The following is a 22593-nucleotide window of genomic DNA, read 5'->3' as shown; positions in this document are numbered from 1 at the left end:
CCGCGACGTGATCGTTATTCGTTCTGCGACCCGGCGGGGTCCGCGTCGAACTCCGGTTCCAGGTCCGGCAACGCGTCTGCCTCCGGCTCGGCGTCCGCCTCCGGCTCGGCGTCCGCCTCCGGCTCGGCGTCCGCCTCGGGCTCGGCGTCCGCCTCCGGTTCGGCGTCCGCCTCGCGGACCAGCCGGGCGGACAGTTCCTGGACCCGGGTCCGCAGTTCGAGGATTTCGGCACGCAAGGCGCGGACCTCCGCCTCCCGGTCGGCATTGCGGCGCTCGGCGTCCTCGCCCCCGCGGTGCGACGGTCGGGTCGCGGCCTCGGCGGCCCGTCGGTCCAATTCGGCCTGGGTCAGGTCGGCCTGAGCGGCCGCGACGTTCGCACGCGCCTCGGCAACCTCCAACGGGGAGGTCGCATTCCGCTTGAACAGGCTGACGGCGTTCCGTTCGCGGATCTCGGCCAATTCGAGCTGCGCGCGGGCCTTCTGAATCTGGGCCGCGGCCCGCTCCAGTCGGATCGCGGCCGACTCCGCTGGGCGGACGACGGCCGGGCCGACGAACTGGTACGGCTCGCCGGAGTCCAACGTGCCGGTCTCGACGGGGATCGGCTTCCACGGGGCCGCCTTCAGGTCGATCTCGTCCGGCCGGATCTTGAGGTCGAGGATTCGGGCCCCGCCGCCGTCCTCGCCGGGCCGGACGACCTTCACCCGCAGCGGCTCGCCGCGTTCGGCCGCCTCCGCGATGCGGGCCCGCAACTGCTCGAAGGACTTCAGCGGCTCCCCGTCCGCGGAGATCAGCCGGTCGCCCCCGGCCACCCCGGCCTCCGCGGCGGGGGAGCCCTCCAGCGCCTCCCGGACCTCCAGCCCCGGCGGGTCGCCGGTCGGCTCCGTGGACTCCAGCACGACGCCCAGCCGGAAGCGGGGCGGGGGCTCCGGCGCCGCCGGCGGGTCCGGGGTAAACTCCGCCCGATACTCCGTGACCGTGCCGTCCGGGGCAGTGAGTTTGAGCGTGCCGGTCATCGGTCCGGCGGGGCGGGGCAGGCGAAACAGCGGGACGTTCTGCCGCACCAGCACGTCCGACCCCGTGCCGTCCGGGCGAAGTTCGAAGGTCACCACCCCGCCGGCCGAGGGGCTCGTTGTGACCGGCGTGTACTGCCGTGAGGCGTCGTCCCAGACTTCGACGACGAACCCGTGCACATCTTCCGTCGATACCTCTTCGCTCGCCTTATTAGGGGCCGGCGGGGCTTGGGCGAACGCATAGCACAGCAACAGGGGCAACATGGGGGCTTCCGAAAGGGGGACAGGACGGGAGGGGAGCCGGCGGCCTGAACACGCTTTGAAAACGCCTCAGACCGCCTCAAAACGTCTCAAAACACTTCCGGCTGTCGCACGCGGACGGCGTGCACGGGGACGGTTAGCAGGCGGCCGTCGGGCAGCGGGACGGTGTATTCCTGGCGGACCTCGCCGCCGAACCGGCCGGTGCGGATCAGTTCGGCCCGCAGGTCGGCCGGCAGCGGGTCCGCGGCGCGGGCGGCGAGCGCGGGGGAGACGTCGCGCTCGTCGTACACGGGCAGTTCGAACGGCCGGCCGGATTCGGTCCGCCACTCCACCCGGGCCACCGGCCTTGGCAGGACTTCCGGCGCTCCGGGATCCGGCGCTCTGGGATCGGGCGGGACGGAGAGCGGCGCGACGGTCGCGTTCGGGGTGGGGGCGGGGGCGGTCGCCGCGTCGGCCAACGCGATCGGCGATCGCCCGTCCGGCGGCGGCGGGACGACCGGGGCCGCGGCGGCGTTCCACCCCAGCCCGACAGCCAATCCGGCCGCCGCGCTGAACGCCCACCCCGCCGCCCGCCGCCACGCCCGCCCGGCCGGCGGGTCCACGGCGGGCGCGATCGGTTCGCCCCCCGTCGTCCGGAGCGAATCTCGCAGGGCCGCGTCGATCAGCCGGCGTTCCAGCAGGGCGAGGGCCAGCGGCCGGTACCCTTCAGGGGCGGCCTCCAGCCGGGCGAGCAGGTCGCTCCGCTGCGCGTCCGTCAGCACGCCGTCGGCGCAGCGTTGGGCGAGCTCAGCAGTCGTGGGGGCGGCGGTCGTGAGGTCGGTCATCGGGAGGGGCCCGCAGTCGGCGGGCGTCGGCGTCGTTCGGTCCTGGTTCGTGGGCAGCGGTCGGTCCGTCACGGCTCCCTCACCCCCCGGCGGGCCAGTGCCCGCCGCAGCCGGCCGCGGCCGCGGCGGAGGCGGTCCTCCACGCAATGCACGCTCACGCCGAGTCGCTCCGCGATCCCGGCGTAGGTGAGGCCCTCCATGTGGCACAGCGTCAGCACGTCCCGGTCGGCGGGGGGCAGTTCGGCGAGGGCGGCCCGCAGCAGGTCGGCCGTCTCCGCGTGCAGCAGCGTCGCTAGCGGCGGCGGCCCGGCGTCGCGGTCCGGGGCGGCGGCGGCTCGTTCCCGCCGTCTCCGCCGCCCGGCCGTCCGCAGGGCGAACGCCGCCTGACGGAGCGCCACCCGGTACAGCCACGGCCCGCGGCGTTCGGCGGGGGGAACGCCGCCGGGGGCCGTCCGAGCTTCCGCGAGGGCGACTTCCTGCAGCACGTCCTCGGCAAGGTCCGCGTCGCCCACCCGTCCCGCCACGACCGAACGCAGCCAGCCCGGCAGCGGCGCCGCGAGGGAACCGGAGCAGTCGGCGGGGGACGGGTCGGTCGGCATCCGCCCCCCATGTTGCCGCGGCCCCGCCGGTCCCGGGTCGGTTTCGGGGCGAATCTCGGGATTGCGCCGCCGGGGCGGCGGTGGACGGGCCGCCGCGGGCCGTCACAATCGGACTATGCCCGCCACCCGTCGCCGCGGCGGGGCGTCCCCGTCGGCGGTCTCCGACGTTCCTGACTCGGCAGTCGCCTCCCTGGCCGATCTGCCGGGCTTGCTGCTGCGCGACGCCCAGTTCGCCCCGGTCGCCGCCGCCCTCGCCCGGGGCGACGGGGCGGCGTTGGAGGGCGCCTGGGCCGGCTCCGCCGCCGCCGCGATCGCGGCGCTGGTGCGGGACGACGCGGAGGGCGGCGTCGGCCGGCCGCTGCTGGTCGTCACCGCCCGGGTCGCCGGCACGGAGCACTTCGCCGCGGACGTCGCCGCGATGCTGGGGGAAGACGCCGTCGGACGGTCGGTGGCCCTGTTTCCGGCCCGCGACGGTCTCACCGCCGCCCCGGACCCGGCCGACCCGGTTTTCGCGGCCCGGGCCGGGGCGTTGAACCGCATTGAGGACGAGGACGCCTCCGCCCGCCCGCGGGTTCTCGTCGCCCCGGTGCAGGCCCTGATGCAGCCGGTGCCTTCCAAAGCGGCCCGCGACGCGGCGACCCGCACGTTGAGCGTCGGCGAGGAGGCCGACCCGGAAGAACTGATGCGGTGGCTTGCGGACCGCGGTCTCGAACGGGTGCCGCGGATTGAAATGCCCGGCGAGTTCAGCCTGCACGGCGGTATCTTCGACGTCTGGCCGGCCGGCGAGACCGACCCGCTGCGGGTGGAGTTCGCCTTCGATGAGCTCGACTCCCTGCGAACCTTCGACCCGGTTTCGCAGCGAAAAATCGAGGGATTGCAGCGGGCCCGTCTGACCTGCCTGCCGCCCCCCTCGCTGAACGCCGGCGACGGCGAAGCGGGGAGCGACGAACGGGCGGCGGGGACGGCCTCGCTGCTGGACAGTCTGCCGGAGGAGTATGCCGTCGCGCTGCTGGACCTCGCGGAGATCGCCGACGAGGGCAAGCATTATTTGAACCGTCTCGACGACCCGCGGGGGTTGTATACGGTCCGCACCGTTCTCGCCCGTTGCACGCAGCGGCCGAGCGTGACGCTCGCCCGCATCGGCGCCAGCAGTTACGAAACGACCGGCCGGCTGCGGGTCGAGGCCGTCGAAAAATTCACCGGCCCGAAGGGGCAGGCGGTCGAACAATTAGACCTCGTGCTGGGTTCCGGCGAGCGGGCCCTGATCGCCTGTCACAACCAAGGAGAATTAAAGCGCCTGGGCGAACTGATCGCCGAGGTCGAGGCGGAGAACGGCCCGGCGCTGGCGGAGCGGGTCACGCTCTGCGTCGGGGAATTATCGGCCGGGTTCCGGCTGGTCGATCACGGTCTCTTAGTCCTGACCGACCACGAACTGTTCGGCCGAGCCGGGGTGCGTACGGGCGGCGGACCCCGGCGGCCGGCGGAGTCGCGGGCGATCGACAATTTCCTCGACCTGTCCGACGGCGACCTGATCGTGCACCTCACGCACGGCATCGGCCGCTTCCGCGGGTTGAAGGCGCTCGATCAGCGGGGCCAGAAGGAGGAACATCTCGAACTGGAGTTCGCCGGCGACGTGCGGGTGTTCGTGCCGGCCTCGCTGATCCATCTCGTTCAAAAATACGTCGGGGCGACGAAGGCCGCCCCCAAGCTGTCGAAGCTCGGCACGCTGGGGTGGTCGAAGAAGAAAAAGCAGGCGGCGGACGCGGTCGAGGATATGGCCGCGGACATGCTCCGCATGCAGGCGGCCCGCCAGTCCGAGCCCGGCCTGCCGCACGCGGAGCCGACGGAATACGTCGAGGAGTTCGCCGCCGCGTTCCCCTATGAACCGACGCCGGATCAGGCGTCGGCGTTCGCGGAAATTCAGAAGGACCTGTCGCTGCCGCGGCCGATGGACCGGCTGATCTGCGGGGACGTGGGCTATGGCAAGACGGAGGTGGCGATGCGGGCCGCCTTCCGGGCCGTCGACGGCGGTCGGCAGGTCGCCGTGTTAGTTCCCACCACGGTGCTCTGCGAACAGCACGCCCGCAGCTTCGCCGAACGCATGGCGGAGTTCCCCGTCACCGTCGAAAGCCTCTCCCGCTTCCGCACCCGCCGGGAGCAGAAACGGGTTCTGAAGGGGCTCAAGGAGGGCACGGTCGACGTGGTGATCGGTACGCACCGGCTCGTCTCGCCCGACATCAAGTTCGCGGACCTCGGCCTGCTGATTATCGACGAGGAACAGCGGTTCGGCGTGGACGTGAAGGAGGCGCTCAAGCAGATCCGCCTGCAGGTCGACGTGCTGACGCTCTCCGCCACGCCGATCCCCCGCACGCTCCATATGAGCCTGCTGGGGTTGCGTGATATCTCCAACCTCACCACCTCGCCGCCGGGCCGGCAGCCGATCGAAACCCGCGTCACCCGCTGGGACGACGCGATGATCCGGCACGCCCTGATCCGCGAACTCAACCGCGGCGGGCAGGCGTACTTCGTGCATAACCGGGTGCAGGACATCGAACGCGTCCGCGATCGGGTGTTGAAGATCGTGCCCGAGGCGACCGCCGGCATCGTGCACGGTCAGATGCCGCCGACGCAGGTCGAGGAGACGATGGCGGAGTTCGTCCGCGGCCGGATCGATATCTTGTTGGCGACGACGATTATCGAATCGGGCCTCGACGTGCCCAACGCGAACACGATGTTCATTCACGAGGCCGACCGCTACGGCCTGGCGGACCTGCACCAATTGCGGGGCCGCGTCGGCCGGCACCACAACCGGGCGTACTGCTATCTGCTGCTGAAAGAGGGCCGGATGCTCACCGACGTGGCGGCGAAGCGGCTCAAGGCGATCGAGGAGTATTCGGAACTGGGGGCCGGCTTCAAAATCGCCATGCGGGACCTGGAGATCCGCGGGGCCGGCAACATCCTCGGCACGGAGCAGAGCGGGCAGATCAATGCCGTCGGCTACGAACTTTATTGCCAACTCTTGGAGAACGCGGTCCGCACGTTGAAGGGCGAGCCGGTCCGCAAACCGCTGGCGGTGAACGTGGACCTGCCGATCTCCGCCTTCCTCCCGGACGGCTACGTCCCGCCGGGCCGCACGAAGCTGGAGGTGTACCGCAAACTGTCCAACGTCCGCGGCACGCCGGAGCTGGCGGAGTTCGCCGAGGAATTAAAAGACCGCTTCGGCCCCCCGCCGGCGCCGGTCGGCCGGTTGCTGGCGGTCAAACGGCTGCAACTGGTCTGTCGCGACTGGTCGTTCACGGACGTGAAGATCGAGGACGGCTACGCCCGCTTCAATTACGAGGACGCGGACAAGATGACGGAGCTCAAAGGCCGCCTCAAAAAGAACCTGCGGGTCGCCGACCGCCGCACGGCCTATATCCCGCTGCCCGACCCCGCGGCGACGGACGAGGCGTTGCTGGAAGACCTGATGCGGTTCCTCGACTGAGGCGGGACCCCGCGTGAACCACGGCGCGCCGCCCGCGCCGGGCGTCCCGACGCGGACGACTCCGCCCGGGCGCCTCAGGGACGCGGGCGGGAACGGATCACCGTGTGGTTCTGGTTCAGCGTGGTCCCGCCGCCGGGAGAAAACGTCTGGGGCGGGCCGTGCGAGAGGCCGGAGTTCGGGTGAACGACGATCCCGCCGGAGCCCTGATGGGAATAGGCGACGCCGTGGTCCTGGTTCAGGGTCGTGCCGCCGGACCCGTTCGGGATATAAGTGGTGGAGCCGTAGTTCAGGTCCGCGTGGGGAACGCCGTAACTGGTCCACCGGCGGCCGGTCTCCCGGACCCACTGCCCGTTGCGGAGGACCATTCGGTTCACGTACTGCATCGACCCGGGGTCGACGACGTGCCGGTTGGGGTCCGTGGCGCTGTGAAAGGTCGTCTGCGTGCCTTGGTTAATGGTGGTGTGATTCGTCCACGGGTCGAAGTGCCCGCTGACCGAACCGCCCTGATGAATGACCGGGTTGTGCGGCGGGTAGTACGCCTGGTGGGGCTGGCCGCCCTGCAGGACGACGCCGGACGGCCCCGCGGGGCCGATGATGTAACCTTGGTGGTTTTGCGCGGCGGCCTGCGCCGCCGAAAACGCCGTCAGCGCGACGGCCGCGAACGCGGTACGCATGGGGGTGAACACAGGGGGAGCTTCGCTCGGAGGAAAACGCCCGGGGCGGGCGTCGGGCTCGGGCGGCGGTCGGCCGCCGAGCGGTTCAGCGGACGCGCCCTCCGGCGGGGGTCAGACGCCTGAAAAGATTTGGCGTGCCAATCAGCCCCCGTCGTCACCCGCGTCGGGACGCCTAAACGGTCCGCCCGGAACGCGCGGCAGCCGGTTCGGCGGCCCGTCCCGCGGGCGGGTTCCGTCGAATCCCGGTCATGGATCGGTCATGATCGATGGAACCGCTCCTCCCCGTAGTCGAAAGTTCCTCATGCACACCCGCCGTACCGTTCTCGCCGCGTCGCTCGCGGCGGGGCTCCACGCCGCCGGGCGGTCCGCCCGGGCCTCGCGGCTGATCAACGAGACGATCGACGTCGGAGTCGTCGGCCCCGGCGGGCGCGGGCGCTGGTTGATGGATCGGCTGCGGAACGTGCCCGGGGTGCGGATCGTCGCGGTCTGCGACGTCTGGGACGAGGCCCGGGCCGCCGGGCTCAAACTGGCCGATCCGCGGGCGGCGGCGTTCGCCGACCTGCGCAAGATGCTGGCGGAGACGAAGCTGGACGCCGCCCTCGTCGCCACGCCGGATCATCAGCACGTGCCCTGCTCGGTCGCCTGCTGCGAGGCGGGGCTGGACGTGTATTGCGAAAAGCCGCTGACGCACACCGCGGCGGAGGGCGACCGGATGATCCGAGCCGTGCGGGACAACAAACGCATTCTGCAGGTCGGCACGCAGCACCGCAGCATGCCGCACCTCGCGGAGGCTCGGAAGCTCCTGCAAGAAGGCGCCGCGGGGGAGATTTATAAGGTGCGAATGACCTGGAACCGCAACAATCCGGGCCGGGGACGGGCTCCGCAGGTCGATCCGTCGACGGTCGATTGGGACCTGTTCCTCGGCGACGCCCCGGATCAGCCGTTCGACAGCCAGCGGATGCGGAACTGGCGCTGGTACTGGGACTTCGGCGGCGGCATCTTCACCGACCTGATGGTCCACTGGGCGGACACCGCCCGCTGGTTCCTGCAGCCGGGGGAGGTGAGCCGGGCGGTGAGCGTCGGCGATCACTTCACCACCGCCGGGCTCTGGGAGACGCCGGACACCGTGCAAACGCTGCTGTCGTTCCCGGCGAGCGAAGACGGCGCGCCGGGGCCGCAGATGCATTTCGAGGGCACCTTCGCCAACCACCGCGACCGGGCCTGCACGGAGTTCATGGGCTCCAAGGCGACTCTCTACGTGGACCGTGGTCGGTATGAATTGATCCCCCAGCACCGCAGCGGCGTGGAGCCGAAGGAGCGCCTCGAAGCCCCGGACAAGTTGCGGGGGCTGGACTTCTACGACGCCGTCGACGGGGCGAAGTATCACCTGGAGAACTGGGTGAACTGCATCCGCAGCCGCGAGGAGCCGACCTGTCCGGTGGAGGAGGGGGTCGCCAGCGCCGACATGGCCCACGCCGCCAATGCGGCGCTGCCGGGACGCGGGCGGGGCTGAAACGACGGGGCGGGCGGCCGGGTGGCATCCTCTCCGGTTTGCCGGCGGCGATTCTCGCCAGCTTGCATGCGAAAAAGGGGGCGGGTAGGGTTCCGCTCCACCCACTGAAGTTGAGACAGCGTCTCAGTCTCGGCTTTGCCCGTCCCTCTGGCCCTCGGCTTCCTTGGCAAACTCTCTCCGCGGCCCGGCTCCGGCTCGGTTCTCCCGATCCGGATTTACGCTGATCGAACTGTTGGTGGTGATCGCGATCATTGCGATCCTGGTGAGCCTGTTGCTGCCCGCGGTGCAGCAGGCGCGGGCGGCGGCCCGGCGGGCGCAATGTCAGAACAACCTCAAGCAGATCGGGTTGGGGCTGCACAACTACGAATCGATCGCCGGCGTCCTGCCGCCGTCGTTCGTCGTCGACGCCGACAGCAGCAGGTCCGGCGGACAGTGGAGCGTTCACGTCCGCCTGCTCCCGTTCTTGGATCAGGTGAACGTCGAGGAGCTGGTGGACTTCACGCAGTCCTATGGCGGGGACGACGCCAGCCTGGAGGTCCGCACCTTCCGCGTGCCGACCTACCTGTGCCCGGAGGAAATCAACGATCGTGTCCGCACTGATTCGAGCGGCAATCCGATTCACTACCCGACGAACTACGGCTTCAACGGCGGAGACTGGTTCGTCTGGAGCAACGAAACCCGCAAGCAGGGCCGCGGGGCGTTCGCCCCGAACAGCGCCTTCGGGTTCGAGGCGTTCCGCGACGGCGTCACCGGCACGCTGGCGTTCGCGGAGGTGAAAGCCTTCACCCCCTACGTGCGGGACGGGGAGGAGAGTCCGGACGCCCCGCCGACCGACCCGGCGGCCCTGTCGCCGCTGGCCGGTAGCTTCAAGGAGAACAGCGGCCACACGGAATGGGTCGACGGGCGGGTGCATCAGACCGGTTTCACCGCCGCGCTGGGGCCGAACGCGGTCGTGCCGGTCGCCGGCGGGGACGCGGGCGGCGGGGCGGACGACGGCGACTTCACCGCCTGCCGCGAGGGCAAAAACTGCGAGGGGCCGACGCACGCCGCCGTGACCAGCCGCAGTTATCACGAAGGCGGCGTCCACGTGCTGTTGATGGACGGGGCGACGCGATTCGTCGGCGATTCCGTCAAGTTGGACGTCTGGCGGGCGGTCTCCACGCGGGCTGCCGGCGAGGTCGTGGACGAGTTTTAGAACCCGGGCAGGCGGCGACCGAACGCAACACGCCCCCGGCGATTTACCGGGGGCGCATTCATCAGCGGGCGTCGTCGCTCAGCGGCTGGGGCGAACGCTCAACGCCGACGCTGCCCGCCGCGGGGCAGGATCTGGCCCGCGCGGGGCTGGACGTTACCGCCGTTCGCGTTTTGCGACGGCGGGGCCGTGGAGAACAGCACGGTGTCGCTGCTGTTTTCGCGGACGCCGCCGGGGCCGCTCGGCAGCGACGAGCCGGGGTTCGCGGGCTGCGAGTAAATGACCGTGTCGCGATCGTTCTCCCGGATCCCGCCGTGGCCGGGCAGGCCGCCGTGGCCAGGGAAGGGCCGGAACGTGCTGCGGTCGCGGGTCAGGTTGCCGTGCGGCACCCCGTGGCTGGTCCAGGTGGTGCCGTGTTCGCGAACCCACTGGCCGTTGACCTGAATCCAGCGGTCCACATGCCGCAGCGAGCCGGGGTCGACGTACCCGCGGTGCGGGTCGTAGGCGCTCAGCCGTTTCGAAATCCGCTGGCGGTTCACGTCGATCACGTTGGAGAACGGGTCGTATTCGACGTCGGTGAAGCCGTCCTGGTCGACAATCGGGTTGTACGGGAGCGGCACGGGGCGGGGCCGCGGGCGGACCCAGCCGTGGCGTCCGTGGTACGGCTGCGTGTGGACGGCGGACCCGCCGAGGGTCGGCGTGGCGACGCCGGCCGGGGAGGCGATTCCCTGGGCGGAGGCGGCCGGGACGCCGACCGCCGCGGCGAGGGCGAGGGCGGCGAAGCGGGCGGGGAGGAGCTTGGTGAACATCGGAGCGGCCCGGAGCGAGGTGCTGGTGGACGGGGGGAGAGGGGGCCGGCCGTCGGAGCGGTCGGCGGCCGGCGTCGGCCATGCCGCTTCCCCACGCGAAGCCGGCGCCGAACCGCGGGGGGACGTGCGACGTTCCCCCCGAGAGGTGCGTCCCCCGCCTGATTTCCTTGGGGATTCTTCGTCCGCGAAGGATCGCGGGACGCCGGGGCGGGCCGGCCGGAGGTGTCGTCGGGCGGAGACAGCCGTCGTCAGCATGACGACGCCTCATCCGTCAAAGACCGATGCGCCCGGTCCGGGTATTCTCCGGGCATGACCGCCGCCCCGCCGTACCCGCCCGCCGCCGCCGCTCCGCCCGCGGAGCCGGAGCCGCCCGCCCGGGTCGAGCCTAACGAGGGCGGGAAGGAGAACCTGCTGACCGGGCTGATCTTCGTCGGAATCGTGTTGGCGTTGGCGTTGGCGTGGGCGGCGCCGGGGGTCGCGGCGTCGTTCGCGGTCGGCGGGCAGGTGTTCCTGTCGGTGTTGAAGATGCTGGTGGTCCCGCTGGTCGTCACCAGCGTGGTCTGCGGGGTGCTGTCGATGGGCGACGTCCGCCAACTCGGCCGGCCGGGGGCGGCGACGCTGATTTATTACTTCTGCACGACCGCGTTGGCGGTGGTGACGGGCATTGTGTTGGTGAACCTGTTCAATCCAGGGGCCGGCATCGACGGCTCCGCGGCCCGCGAGGTCGCCCGGGCGGAGGTCTCCGCCAAGCTGGGGGAGCGGGCCGTCGCGGAGCCGGCCGGGATCGGGGCGATCTTCGAGAACCTGCTCACGATGTTGTTCACCGACAACCTCTTCGAGAGCGCCGCGGAGACCGATTTATTGCCGCTCATCGTGTTCAGTCTCGCCTTCGCCGCGGTGCTCACCACGATGGGGGCGGCCGTCGGCACGGTGACCAAGTTCGTGACCGAGGCGAACGACGTCTTAATGAAGTTCGTCCTGTTGGTGATGTGGACGGCCCCCGTGGGCGTATTTTGTTTGGTCGCCGGGCAGTTCGGCGAGGCCGCCGCGGACGGGGACTTCGCCGGGGAGATGGCGAAGGTCGGCTGGTACTCCGCGACGGTGCTGACGGGGCTGGCGGCGCACGCGTTCGTCACGCTGCCGCTGATTTTATGGTTGCTCACGCGGCGGAACCCGTATCGCTTCCTGTTTCAGATGAGCCGCCCGCTGCTGACGGCTTTCGCCACGGCGAGCAGCAGCGCCACGCTGCCGGTCACGATGGAGACCGCCGTCGAAAAGGCCCACGTAAAGCGGAAAAGCGTGGACTTCGTGCTCCCCCTGGGGGCGACCATTAATATGGACGGCACCGCCCTGTACGAAGCGGTCGCGGCGCTGTTTATCGCCCAGACGCTCGTCGGCTCCGCGGACGCGATCGATATGGGCCTGACGACGCAGATCGTCGTTGCCGCGACCGCCACCCTGGCGGCGATCGGCGCCGCCGGCATTCCGCAGGCGGGATTGTTCACGCTCATCATCGTGCTGAACGCGGTCGGCCTGCCGGTGGAATTGGCCGGTCTCATTCTTTCCGTCGACTGGCTGCTGGACCGCTTCCGCACCGCCGTCAACGTCTTCGGCGACGCCACCGGGGCCGCGGTGGTCGAGAAGTTCCTCCCGCCCGAACCGGCGCCGACGGCGGCGGGCGCGGCGATTGCCTGACGGCCCGTAGGGTCCGCTCTGCGGACCGGCCAGAGGCGGTGCGGTCGACTCGACGTTTTTCAGGGCCGCTCTCACGGTCCGCGGAGCGGACCCGACGATTCACCGCCGCGTGTGCCACGCCGGGTCGCTGTAGCGTTCGCGGAACAATCTCGTCGCCAACTCGGTCGGCGCCTCCGGCGGTGGATCGGTCGCTCCGAAGGCGGTGCGGAGGGCGGCGACGAGGTCCGCCCGGGGCAGCGGGAGGTTCGTGACGAACGCCCCGTGGTCGCGGCCGGCCCGGTAGTCCGGCTGGCGCTCCGGCGGGGTGAGGAACCGCCCGATTGCGGGAAGGTCGAAGCCGGTCAGCAGCGTGCCGTGGTGGAGCATCGCCCGCTTGAGCCACCGCTGGGCGTTCCCGCCGACCTTGCGTCTGCCCCCCTGTTCGTCAGGCACGGTGAGGTCGCTGGTGCCGTCCACGCCGGCGCCGGGGACGAGGGGGCGGAGGGCGTCGGCGAGGCGGTGCATGATCGCCGCGGTCACGGCCGGAATATCGCCCGGCATCCCGGCCGGCGGGCCGACCGGCAACACCAGCGACCAGCAGAGCGCCCCCGGTCCCAGCAGCACGGTCCCGCCGCCGCTGGCCCGCCGCAGGATCGGCACGCCGGCGGCTTCGCAGGCGGCCGGATCGGAGTTCAGGGCCAGGCGGTTCGCCCGGCCCAGCACCACGCAGGGCTCCGGCCGCTCCCAGATGCGCAGCAGGCCGGGGCCGCCGTGCTGATCCACGCTCCGCAGCAATGCCTCGTCGAGGGCGAGGTCCTCGCGCGGGTCGGACCGGGTGAGGTCGAGGAACGGCAGCGGGGCGGGGCGGGGGAACACGCCGGGAGGATAGGCGGAACGCCGGGAGCCGCGACCGTGAGGGAGCGTCCCTCGCCGTGATGCATAAGCGTGATGCCCAAGGCGGAGCGCCGGGCCGGCGGGCCGCGTCGCCCGAGAGGTTCTCTCGCGGTCGCGGCTCCAAGCCGTGCGGGTTAGGCTGAAAACGTCCCGGTGGCGCTCGCCCGAGCGCGGGGCGGCGGTTCGCCGTCCGGGCTGACATGGTCGGCTTCAAACTTCGGGCAACGGACGACTTCGTCTCGAACTCGTCCGTTGGCGGGACGCCGGGGCGGGGCGGGCGGTACCTTGGACCGGCCGTCCCGCCCCGTTTCCTTGTGCTTTCCGCCCGTCATGCCGACTGACCCGCGCGCCGCCGACCCCGGGCGGGACGGGCACGGGTTTCCGACGGCCAGCGATCTGTTCTGGATTGTCCTGTGGCTGGCGGGGCTCGGCGGGCTGCTCGTCGGGATCGGGATCTTTCTGGTTCGTGCGTTCGGACTGATCGTCGGCCTGCTGGGCGGCTCGGTCGTGGCGGCGATCGGCCTCAACTTCGCCCAGTGGTACTTCCTCAAGCGGCTGAAGCGGGTCGATCGCTACTCGCTGTTCCGCCTCGGCCACCGTTGGCGGGCGTGGCGGGGGAAGGGACTGGGCGTGGAGGAACTCGCCCGCCGCTGCGGGCTGACGGACCATCGGCTCCGGAACCACGAGCCGAGCTACCACGCGGCGACGATCCCCAAGCCCGGCGGCGGGGACCGCACGCTGACGATCCCCGACCCGGCGACGATGGACCTGCAACGCACGCTGCTCCGCCGCGTGCTGGCCAAGCTGCACGCGGACCCGGCGGCCTGCGGGTTCGAGCGGGGGAAGGGCGTCGTCGATCACGCCGCCCCGCACGTCGGCCGGGCGGTGGTGGCGACCTGCGACCTGAAGGACTTCTTCCCCTCCGTCACCGCGAAGTCCGTCGAATACTACTTTCGTCGGATCGGCTGGAACGGGGAGGCCGCGGCGCTGCTGACGAAGCTCACCACGCATGAGGGCGGCCTGCCGCAGGGGGCGCCGACGAGCCCCCGGCTCTCCAATCTGCTAATGCACGGCGTGGACTACGCCCTCGCCAAGGCGGCCGGGCGGCAGGGCTTTCGCTACACCCGCTACGCGGACGACCTCGCCTTCAGCAGCGCCGAGGACGACGGGCAGGCCGTCCGCGACCTGCTCCGCCGTGTCGAGCGGATCGTCCGCCGGGCCGGGTTTGAATTGAACGCCCGCAAGACGCGCGTCCTCCGCCGGCACCAACGGCAGATGGTCTGCGGGCTGGTGGTGAACGATCGGCTCAACCTGCCCCGCAAAACCCGCCGCGAACTGCGGGCGGCGCTGCACCGCCGGCGGGTCGGGCGGGAGGCGACCCTCACCGATCAGCAGCTCGCCGGGTGGGCGGGCGTGCTGGCGATGGTCGCCCGCGGGCCGCGGGGTTCCCGTGGCGAAGCGCCGTCGGACTCGGCGCCCTCCCCCGCATGAGCCAGTTTTCCCATGAACCGGGGGCCGACGCCGCATGGCTGTCCGCCGGCCGGGGCATGCCGCCGGCGCTGTCGTGGGGATTCTTCACCGACGCCCCACTGATCGCTCTGGGCGTGGCCCGGGAGGGCGGCCGCACCCTGGCCGCGGACGCCGGCGGGGGGCTGTACCTGCTCGACCCCGCCGGCCGCATCGAGCACTTGCAGCGGGGTTTGAAGGACCTCTCGGCGCTGGCCTTCGCGGACTCCGGCGCGGCGGCCGCCGCGGCCTTCGGGGCGGACACGCTCGGCTGGATCGAGCCGGACCTGAAGGTGAAGTGGCGCCAGTCGATGCCCGCGACGATCACCGCCGTCGCCGTCGACCCGCACGGCCGGCACGCCGCGGTCGCCCTCTCCAACGGCGACGTGACCGTCTACACGAATCGCCGCAAGAAGCTGGCCCGCTTCACCGCCCTGCGGCCGCTGGACCACCTGCGGTTCCTGGCGACCCGCCCGCTGCTGGTGGGCGCCGCCGACCGCGGGCTGATCGCCTCCTACGACCTCCGCGGCCGGCAGGAGCTGGACGTGAAAACCTGGGCGAACTGCGGGGACCTCGCCGTGACCGGCGACGGGACGCGGATGGCCGTGGCGGCGTTCAACCTCGGCGTGCAGCGGTTCGACGGCGAAGGCCGGGTGCGGGACACGCTCTCCACCGGCGGCAGCCCCGCGAAGGTGGCGCTGGCGTTCCGCGGCTGGGGCCCGCTGGCGGTCGCCACGTTAGAGCACGAACTCTTCCGCCTCAACGCCGCCGGCGAGGTCGACTGGGCCGCCCCCGCCCCCGGGGCGATCGCCGGCCTGGCCTTAGACGCCCCCGGCCGGCAGATGACCGTCGGCTTCGAGACCGGCCGGGTCGTCCGGCTGGAGTTCTTCACCGACGGCTGAGAGCGGGAGAAAGGGGGCACTGCTCTCGTCCCGACGCTCTGCGTCGGGACGGACAGGCCGCGGAGCGGCTGGACGCTCCGCGTCCCCTGCGGGGCGACGCAGAGCGTCGCCCCGAGCGGTTCGCGCCCCCGGCCGGCGGCGGGGGAAACTTGAATCGCTCTTGCCGTCCGCGGCGGCGGCGACCTACACCGGCGAACTGTCCCGCGGGCGAAGCTTCGCGCCCCCGGGATCGGTCCCCCCTTTTTGGCGAGAGCCCGGCCATGACGCCTCCCGCGACTCCCGCAGACTCCCGGTTGTCTCCGGCCGCGACTCCCGATCGGGAGTTCGGTCGGCGTCTGCCCCGCCGGGTCCGCTGGAGTTTGGGGGCTCTGCTGATCGCGGCGCTGGTCCCGGTGGGGTGCGACGTGGTGCCGCGGAACCGACTGGTCGAGACGCGGCAGACCGCGGCCGCGTTGCGGGAGGAAGTGCTCGCCGCCGAGTCGGAACGGGACACTCTCGCCGCTCAGTACGAAACGGCGCTCGCCCGAGCCGAGCAGGAACGCGCCGCCCGCCTGGCCGCGGCCCAGGAGCGGGACGCCCTCATCGCCAGCGTGGAGATGACCGAACGCCACGCCGCCAAGTTGCAGGCGGGGCTGGACATCGCCAACCGCCGCCTCGAAAACCTCTCCGGCGAACGCGGCGAGTTGCAGGGCCGCTATATCAATTTGCTGCGGGACGTCGGCGGCGGGGACAGCCCGCTGTCCAGCTCCGCCACGGCCCGCTTCGAGGAGTTGGCCTCCCGCTACCCGGACTTCGATTTCGATCCGCTGACCGGCGTGAGTAAGTTCGGCCCGCACGTGCTGTTCGACAGCGGCAAGGCGGAGCTGAACCCCGGCGCCGTGCCCCTGCTGCGGGAGTTCGCGGAAATTATGTCCTCGCCGGAGGCCAAGGACCTGAACATCCTGATCGTCGGCCACACCGACGACGAACGCATCGCCGGCGCCGCGACCAAAGCGAAGCACCCGACGAACTGGCACCTTTCCACGAACCGGGCCAACGAAGTCGCCACCACCCTCGCCGCCGCCGGGCTGGCGGAAAGCCGCATGGGCGTCGCCGGGTACAGCAAATATCAGCCGGTCGTCCGCAACCGCGACGACGGCAACCGGGCGCTCAACCGCCGCGTGGAAATCTACGTCCTCGCCCCCGAGGTGAAGGTCGCCGGGGCGATGTTCCCCACCCGTCTTTGACGGGAAATTCCAAGACCAAGAAATCAAGAACCAAAAAGAGCCGGCGATCGCTCAACTTGGTTCTGGATTTCTTGGTCTTGGAGCTTTGTCACTACGCGACGCCGTGCGGAAACGCCACGACCTCCCCCAGCGTCGTCGCTCCGGTAAACAGCATCACGAGGCGGTCGAAGCCGAGGGCCACGCCACTGCACTTCGGCAGGCCATGTTCCATCGCGGCGAGCAATCGGCTCTCCGCCGGCAGCGGTTCGAGGCCGTGGGCGGTCCGCAGGCGGTTCTGCTCCGCGATTCGCGTTCTTAATTCGGCCGGGTCGGTGAGTTCCTGATAGCCGTTGCAGAGTTCGACGCCGTCGCAATACAACTCGAACCGCTCGGCGACCGGCGGGCGGCCGGGGTCGGTGCGGACCGTCGCCAACGCCGCCTGCGAGGCCGGGTAGTCGCACAAAAAACAGGGCCCGCCGGTTTCCTCCCCGCCCAGCCGCGGCTCGACCAATTCGGCGAGCAGCACGTTGAGGAGCCCGTCCCGGTCCCCCTCAATCCCCCCCGGCAGCGCCACGCCGCGGTCGTGGGCCAGGGCGAGCAGGTCGGCGGCGGTCAGATCCAACACCGGCGTGCCGACGAAGCGGGCGAAGGCGTCGTCGTAAGTCAGCAGGGGAAAGGGGGAAGGCGTAAGGCGTAAAGCGCTGTCGTCCCTTCCGCCTTCCAAGGCCCGCAAGAATTCCTCGGTCACCCGCACCTGATCGCGCCACGTATCCCGTCCTTCGCCGACGCCGTACCACTCGGCCATGGTGAACTCCGGGTTGTGGCGGGCGCCGATTTCGCCGTCGCGGAAGACCCGGGAGAGGTTCCACACGCTGCCGTAGCCGGCGGCGACGAGCCGTTTGAGGTGGAACTCCGGCGAGGTCTGCAGGAACCGCCGCTCGTACCGCTCCCGCCGGGCCGGGTCGGGATGGATGCGGGCGCGGAGCGGTTCAATATGGGCGTCGACGACCACGTCGGCGCTGAGGGCCGGCGTCTCCACCTCGAGATAATCCCGCTCCGCAAAGAGCGCCCGCAGCCGCTTCGTCAGGGCGGCGCGGGTGCGGAGGGCGGCGAGCGTCGCGGTGGGGCGGAAGTCGGTCATTCCGGCGAGCGGGGCGCGTCAGCCCCCTGAGGGGCGTCGGCGGACGCCTTACGGGGGGCGGTCAGGCGGGTCGTGCTTTCCTCCAGCTTGCGGAGGGTGAGTCCGGACTCGTAGGTCAATTGGCCGTTCAGCAAGCGAAGTTCCGCCCGCACCCGGTCGCACTCGCCCGCTTCCAGCCGTTTCTCGGCCGCGGCCCGGAACGCTTCTAAACGCTCGGCATATTCGAAGTTGAGCCTGAACCACTGGTCGACGCTTCCCGCGATCGCCCCGCCGATTCCGACGACTCCGAGCAGAGCGAACGCTCCGAGCGTGCGGACCCATCGCAACGCGGCCGTCTCGCCGTAAATCCAGGCCGCCGCCCCGCAGAGCGTCACGAGGCCGAGGGTGATGAGGAGCGGGGCCAAGTGCGAGGACCTTCGAGAGACGATGAGGGCGTGACCGCCGCTCGGGGGGCTCAGGGGGCTGACGCCCCCCGCTCGCCGGTCAATTCGTCGCGGGAGCCGCGTCCGGGGCGACGGCGATGCGGGGGACGGGGTTCTCGGCGAGCCAGTCCCGCATCGTGAGCAGGCCGTCGAGGGTCTGCCAGACGGCGGGGAAGTCGGCGCCGGCCTCGCGGACGAGCGTCTTCAGGGCGGCGAGGTCCGCGAGGGCCGTCTTGGCGGCGTTCAGGTCGGCCGCGGCGGCGTTGGCGGCGGCGTCGACGGCCTCCGCTTCCTCCACCAGCCCCCGGGCGGATTCGCGGGCGGCGTCCCAGGCGGCGCGGGCGGCGGCGAAGGTCTCGGCCTGCTCCGTCATCAGGGCCGCGTGGGCGGCGACCGCCTCCCGGGCCGCCGCGGACTGCGGGCCGGTCGCGGCGACCGCCGTCAGCACGGCGCCGGCCTCGGTCGCGGCGTCGCGGGCGGCCCGGGAGCCCTCCAGGGCGTCGGCGGCCGCGGCGGCGACGGTTTGGGCGTGCAGGGCGGTCTCCTTCGCCCCCAGCAGCGCCGTCTCGGAGTTCTCCCGCAGGCGGGCGGCCTGGGCGAGGGCGGCGTTCGCCTCCCGCCAGGCGCCGTCCGCCTCCTTCACCGCGGCCCGCTGTTTGCGGAGGTCCTCCAGCAGGGAGGCGACCTGATCGCTGCGGCCCCCGGCGGCGGTGAGGCTGTCGGCGGCCCGGCGGACCTCCGCCACGTCCTTCTTCAGGGCGTACAGGTCGGCCCGGACGGCCCGCCCGGCGGTGAACTGCCCGACCGCCAGGCCGCAGGCCAGCCCGAACGCCAGCATGAACCACGCTCCGCCGGAGGGGGCGAAGGAGCGGGGCGGGGCGTCGACGGGGGCGGTCGGGGCGGCGGCGGATCGCATGACGAAGCGGGCGGCGGGGGGCGGGGACGGCCGACGGACGGTGCGGCCGGTGAGGGTCGGTCGGGCGCCGGTCGCGGGATTGGGGCGAAAGGGAATGGTCGGGCGAACTTCGTTCTGGCACGGCGGGTTTGCCGGTCCGTAGGGTCGGATCGGCCGCGGCCGATTCGCTGAAGTCGCGGCCTCTCGCCTTCCCGTCCCTGAACCGACTGCCGGCCGTGCGTCCCGCCCTCCCGCTGCTCGTCGCGGCCCTGCTGATCCTCGGCGGGGCGGAAGTCGCCACCGCCCAGCAGCCGGGCTTCGGCGGGGCGTACCGGTCGCCGTTCCCGCCCGCGGCGTGGGGACCCGGACCCGGCGTCGCGCCGGCTCCGGGCTGGGGCGGGCCGGGGTGGGGAACGCCGGGGTGGGGCGTGCCGCCGGTCGGCGGCTTCCCCCCGCTCCCCCCGCCGGCGCCGGTCGGGCCGCCGCCGTCGGCGCCGCCGTACGTGCCGACGGGGCAGGCGGAGATCGCCCGGCCGGACCCGTTCGGCCCGCCGGTGCGGATCGAGCCGCGGGCCAGGGAGACAACCGTCGGCGGGATCACGGCCCGGCGGTACGACTATTCCTTCGACGTCTCCCCCCTGCTGCCGACCGCCGGGGCGCCGGCCGAACCGGCTTGGAACGGCGGCGAAGCGGCCTGGTAACGGCGGCGAGGCGGCCTGGTAACGGCGGCGAGGCGGCCTGGTAACGGGCGCCCGACTCCGGGCCGTCGTTGGTTGGACCGGGGTGGGGGCGACGTTATCTTCCTCCAAACTTCCCGCATTCCGGGCCGAACCGCGTCCGGTCGGCTCCCGCGACCCCCGCCCCGTCCCCCGGTTTCGACCCCGTGCGTTTTCACCTCATCGACCGGGTCACGGCGGTGCGGCCGGGAGAGAGCATCACCGGCGTCAAAGCGCTGACCCGGGCGGAGGAGTACCTCGGCGACCACTTCCCCGGCTTCGCCGTGATGCCCGGGGTGCTGATGGTCGAGGCGATGGTGCAGGCCTCCGCCTGGCTGCTGCGGGTCACCGACGACTTCGCCCACGCCAACATCACGCTGACGGAAGCCAAGGCGGTGAAGTTCAACTCCTTCATCTCCCCCGGCCAGACGCTCAGCGTCACCTCCGAGTTGCACAAGCGGGACGGCGACCGCGTCACGTTCAAGGCCTCCGGCTCCCGCGACGGGGTGACCTGCGTCTCCGCCCGGCTGACCCTGCTGTGCGAGAACCCGGCCGACCGCCCCGGCGCCGCGTCCAGCGAGGCCGAGAAGGACGCCTCCCGCCGGGAGCAGTACCGCCGGCAGTGGGCCGAGGTGTACAAGCCCGCCGAGTAGTCGAGTCGCTTCGCCTCGTCCGGAGCGCCCGCTTCACTTTTCGAACCCTTCCCGCCCGGTCCCGCCGGGCGCCTGACGGACCGCCCCCATGGCCGACGCCGCCGCCCCCTTCCCGACCCAACCCTTCGAAGGCCGCACCGCGCTGGTGACCGGCGGCAGCCGGGGCATCGGCCGGGCCTGTGCGGAGATGCTCGCCGCGGGCGGGGCGAAGGTGGGCGTGGTCTACGCCGGCAACACCGCCGCCGCCGACGAGACCGTCGCCGCGATTGCCGCCGCCGGCGGGCAGGCCGAGGCGATGCAGTGCGACGTGACGAACAACGAAGCCGCCGCGGAGCTGGTCAAGAAGGTCGTCGACGAGTGGGGGCAGCTCGACATCCTGGTCAATAACGCCGGCATCATCCGCGACGGGCTGTTCGCGACGATGAGCCCGGAGAACTGGGGGGCGGTGATCGACACCAACCTGACCGGCGTCTACAACTTCTGCCACGCGGCGATTATGCCGATGATGCGGGCCCGCTACGGCCGGATCGTCAACATGAGCAGCGTCGCGGCCCACTATTCCAACCCGGGGCAGGCGAACTACGCCGCGAGCAAGGGCGGGATTGAGGGCCTGACCCGCTGCCTGGCCACGGAGATCGCCAAGCGGGGGATCACGGTGAACGCCGTCGCCCCCGGCTTCGTGCAGACGGACATGACCGAGGCGGTCCGCAACGCCGCTGGCGACGTGATCACCAAGGCGATCCCCCGCAAGCGGCTCGGCAAGCCGGAGGACATCGCCCGGGCCGTCTGCTTCCTCGCCGACGAACGCAACGACTACATCACCGGCCAAACCGTGACCGTCGACGGCGGACTCACGCTCGGCGGGATGTGAGGCGGTCCGCCGGTCCGCCGCCCCGGTTCGTGCCCGCCCGCCGGGGCTCCGGGGGCGGGACGCGACCGGAACGGGAGGCGGGGTAGGCCGCCGGCGGCTGTGCCGCTAAACTTCCGCTCCCCGCGGGTTCCGGCCCCGCGTACCGAGTACCAACATCCAGATTCCCCCAACCCGGCCCGCCCGCGGCGGTCACGGACAGACCACGGACCCGAACCGATGCCGATGACCCGCGACGAAATCTTCGCCAAGGTCTCCGACCGCCTTCAGGACGCCCTGGGCGTCGACGAAGACGAAGTCACCCCCGAAGCGACTCTCACCGGCGACCTCGGGGCGGAGTCGATCGACTTCCTGGACATCGTGTTCCGCCTCGAAAAGGCGTTCGGGATCAAGATCCCCCGCGGGGAACTGTTCCCGGAGAGCCTCACCGCCGCCGACAGCAACTTCGTGCAGGACGGCGTCGTCACCGAGCAGGGCCTCGCCGAACTGCGGACCAAGATGCCCCACGCGGACATCGACTCCTTCGCCGAGGATCCCAAGGTCGAAAACATCCCCGAGCTGTTCACCGTCAACATGATCGTGAACTTCCTCGACGCCCGCGTGAACGGCTGAGGCCGTCCCGCAACGTCTCTTTCGGCCCCGGTTTCTCCCGCCCGGCCCCGCGTGACGGCGGGGCCGGGCCTCGTTATGGTGCGGCATGCGCTGGATTTGGATTGATCGCTTTGAAGAACTCGTCCGCGGCGAACGCGCCGCGGCGATTAAGTGCGTCTCCCGCGGCGAAGCCCACCTGACGGACCACTTCGAGGGCGACCCGCAGCTGCCGGCCTCGTTGATGATCGAGGGGATGGCCCAGACCGCCGGCATCCTGCTGGGGCAAACCACCGACTTTAAGCACCTCGTCGTGCTCGCCAAGGTGCCCAGGGCGACGTTCCACCGGATCGCCTATCCCGGCGACGTCGTGCGGTACGAAGCGGTCATCCAGACCCTCACCGAGCAGGGCGGCAGCTGCGACGTGACCGCCACCCTCGCCAACGGCCCGGAGGCCGGGGCCGCCGTCGCCGAGGCGGAGATCCTCTTCGCCCACCTCGACCCGGACGATCCGGACTACAAGGGCGCCGACCAGCGCAATTTCGTGTTCACCAGCAACCTGTTGCAGGTGATGGACTGAGCGGCGGGGCCTCGGGGGCGCCCCCCTGACGAGCGCCCCCGGGCGGTTATGCTGTCGGGACCGTCGCCCCGAGACCGCCCGCCCCCGCATGGCCCGCAGCATCTACGTCGCCAGCGCCGAGGCCGGCGCCGGCAAAAGTCTGGTCGCGTTGGGCGTCTGCGAACTGGCCGCCCGCCGCGGCGG

21 protein-coding genes are annotated in these 22593 nt (G+C 71.6%); 12 read left to right on the top strand and 9 right to left on the bottom strand.

Annotated features, from left to right (window positions below; genetic code table 11):
• Positions 1-14: 14 nt before the first annotated feature.
• The 3 genes from ACG2DA_RS13235 to ACG2DA_RS13225 form a co-directional block, all read right to left on the bottom strand.
• Positions 15-1274, bottom strand: a complete 1260-nt coding sequence (locus ACG2DA_RS13235; protein ID WP_395256218.1) for a PDZ domain-containing protein — start codon at positions 1272-1274, stop codon at positions 15-17.
• An 86-nt stretch (positions 1275-1360) separates the two neighbouring features.
• Positions 1361-2095, bottom strand: coding sequence for a hypothetical protein (locus ACG2DA_RS13230; protein ID WP_395256217.1), 735 nt, complete (start codon positions 2093-2095; stop codon positions 1361-1363).
• Positions 2096-2163: 68 nt separating this feature from the next.
• Entirely contained in the window at positions 2164-2694 is a 531-nt protein-coding gene (locus ACG2DA_RS13225; protein ID WP_395256215.1) for an RNA polymerase sigma factor, read from the bottom strand.
• Between the two features lie 115 nt (positions 2695-2809).
• Between ACG2DA_RS13225 and mfd the strand changes: the two genes are divergently transcribed.
• Positions 2810-6178, top strand: a complete 3369-nt coding sequence (gene mfd, locus ACG2DA_RS13220) for a transcription-repair coupling factor (RefSeq protein WP_395256214.1) — start codon at positions 2810-2812, stop codon at positions 6176-6178.
• A gap of 74 nt (positions 6179-6252) precedes the next feature.
• Here the strand turns inward: mfd and ACG2DA_RS13215 are convergent, their stop codons facing one another.
• Entirely contained in the window at positions 6253-6852 is a 600-nt protein-coding gene (locus ACG2DA_RS13215; RefSeq protein WP_395256213.1) for a hypothetical protein, read from the bottom strand.
• Positions 6853-7153: 301 nt separating this feature from the next.
• On the opposite strand from ACG2DA_RS13215, the gene ACG2DA_RS13210 reads away from it, so the two are divergent.
• Together ACG2DA_RS13210 and ACG2DA_RS13205 are read left to right on the top strand one after the other, a co-directional pair.
• Complete coding sequence (locus tag ACG2DA_RS13210) at positions 7154-8365, top strand: Gfo/Idh/MocA family protein (RefSeq protein WP_395256211.1); 1212 nt, start codon at positions 7154-7156, stop codon at positions 8363-8365.
• A 163-nt stretch (positions 8366-8528) separates the two neighbouring features.
• Positions 8529-9560 carry a DUF1559 domain-containing protein gene (locus ACG2DA_RS13205; RefSeq protein ID WP_395256210.1) on the top strand — a complete coding sequence of 344 codons (1032 nt, stop codon included), beginning with the start codon at positions 8529-8531 and terminating at the stop codon, positions 9558-9560.
• A gap of 98 nt (positions 9561-9658) precedes the next feature.
• On the opposite strand, the gene ACG2DA_RS13200 is transcribed toward ACG2DA_RS13205, so the two are convergent.
• Positions 9659-10366 carry a hypothetical protein gene (locus tag ACG2DA_RS13200; protein WP_395256209.1) on the bottom strand — a complete coding sequence of 236 codons (708 nt, stop codon included), beginning with the start codon at positions 10364-10366 and terminating at the stop codon, positions 9659-9661.
• 309 nt (positions 10367-10675) lie between these two features.
• Between ACG2DA_RS13200 and ACG2DA_RS13195 the strand changes: the two genes are divergently transcribed.
• Entirely contained in the window at positions 10676-12061 is a 1386-nt protein-coding gene (locus tag ACG2DA_RS13195; protein WP_395256208.1) for a dicarboxylate/amino acid:cation symporter, read from the top strand.
• A 99-nt stretch (positions 12062-12160) separates the two neighbouring features.
• On the opposite strand, the gene ACG2DA_RS13190 is transcribed toward ACG2DA_RS13195, so the two are convergent.
• Positions 12161-12916, bottom strand: a complete 756-nt coding sequence (locus ACG2DA_RS13190; protein WP_395256207.1) for a biotin/lipoate A/B protein ligase family protein — start codon at positions 12914-12916, stop codon at positions 12161-12163.
• Between the two features lie 348 nt (positions 12917-13264).
• Here ACG2DA_RS13190 and ACG2DA_RS13185 point away from each other — a divergent pair, with 348 nt between their 5' ends.
• The 3 genes from ACG2DA_RS13185 (at position 13265) to ACG2DA_RS13175 (ending at position 16568) form a co-directional block, all read left to right on the top strand.
• Complete coding sequence (locus ACG2DA_RS13185; RefSeq protein WP_395256205.1) at positions 13265-14425, top strand: reverse transcriptase family protein; 1161 nt, start codon at positions 13265-13267, stop codon at positions 14423-14425.
• Positions 14422-15342 carry a YncE family protein gene (locus ACG2DA_RS13180; protein WP_395256204.1) on the top strand — a complete coding sequence of 307 codons (921 nt, stop codon included), beginning with the start codon at positions 14422-14424 and terminating at the stop codon, positions 15340-15342. The genes ACG2DA_RS13185 and ACG2DA_RS13180 overlap by 4 nt, the downstream gene beginning before the upstream one ends.
• 293 nt (positions 15343-15635) lie before the next feature.
• Positions 15636-16568, top strand: coding sequence for an OmpA family protein (locus ACG2DA_RS13175; RefSeq protein WP_395256203.1), 933 nt, complete (start codon positions 15636-15638; stop codon positions 16566-16568).
• A 91-nt stretch (positions 16569-16659) separates the two neighbouring features.
• On the opposite strand, the gene epmA is transcribed toward ACG2DA_RS13175, so the two are convergent.
• The 3 genes from epmA to ACG2DA_RS13160 form a co-directional block, all read right to left on the bottom strand.
• A complete protein-coding gene (gene epmA, locus ACG2DA_RS13170) occupies positions 16660-17688 on the bottom strand; it encodes an EF-P lysine aminoacylase EpmA (protein WP_395256201.1) in 1029 nt (342 codons plus the stop codon).
• Positions 17685-18092, bottom strand: coding sequence for a hypothetical protein (locus ACG2DA_RS13165; RefSeq protein WP_395256200.1), 408 nt, complete (start codon positions 18090-18092; stop codon positions 17685-17687). Before ACG2DA_RS13165 ends, epmA begins: the two co-directional genes overlap by 4 nt.
• A gap of 79 nt (positions 18093-18171) precedes the next feature.
• Positions 18172-19026, bottom strand: coding sequence for a hypothetical protein (locus ACG2DA_RS13160; RefSeq protein WP_395256199.1), 855 nt, complete (start codon positions 19024-19026; stop codon positions 18172-18174).
• A 215-nt stretch (positions 19027-19241) separates the two neighbouring features.
• Between ACG2DA_RS13160 and ACG2DA_RS13155 the strand changes: the two genes are divergently transcribed.
• From ACG2DA_RS13155 to ACG2DA_RS13135, 5 genes are all read left to right on the top strand, one after another.
• Entirely contained in the window at positions 19242-19706 is a 465-nt protein-coding gene (locus ACG2DA_RS13155; protein WP_395256198.1) for a hypothetical protein, read from the top strand.
• 182 nt (positions 19707-19888) lie between these two features.
• A complete protein-coding gene (locus ACG2DA_RS13150) occupies positions 19889-20374 on the top strand; it encodes a 3-hydroxyacyl-ACP dehydratase FabZ family protein (protein ID WP_395256197.1) in 486 nt (161 codons plus the stop codon).
• Positions 20375-20462: 88 nt separating this feature from the next.
• On the top strand, positions 20463-21245 hold the full coding sequence (gene fabG / locus ACG2DA_RS13145) for a 3-oxoacyl-[acyl-carrier-protein] reductase (protein ID WP_395256195.1): 783 nt from the start codon (positions 20463-20465) through the stop codon (positions 21243-21245).
• A 216-nt stretch (positions 21246-21461) separates the two neighbouring features.
• Positions 21462-21854, top strand: coding sequence for an acyl carrier protein (locus ACG2DA_RS13140; protein ID WP_395256194.1), 393 nt, complete (start codon positions 21462-21464; stop codon positions 21852-21854).
• Positions 21855-21939: 85 nt separating this feature from the next.
• On the top strand, positions 21940-22410 hold the full coding sequence (locus ACG2DA_RS13135) for a beta-hydroxyacyl-ACP dehydratase (RefSeq protein WP_395256192.1): 471 nt from the start codon (positions 21940-21942) through the stop codon (positions 22408-22410).
• The last annotated feature ends 183 nt before the right edge of the window (positions 22411-22593 follow it).

The sequence above is a fragment of the Alienimonas sp. DA493 genome (genome assembly GCF_043951915.1).
Taxonomy (GTDB): domain Bacteria; phylum Planctomycetota; class Planctomycetia; order Planctomycetales; family Planctomycetaceae; genus Alienimonas.
Note: the sequence above shows the minus strand (reverse complement) of the source record. Positions and strands in the feature narration are given on the sequence as shown.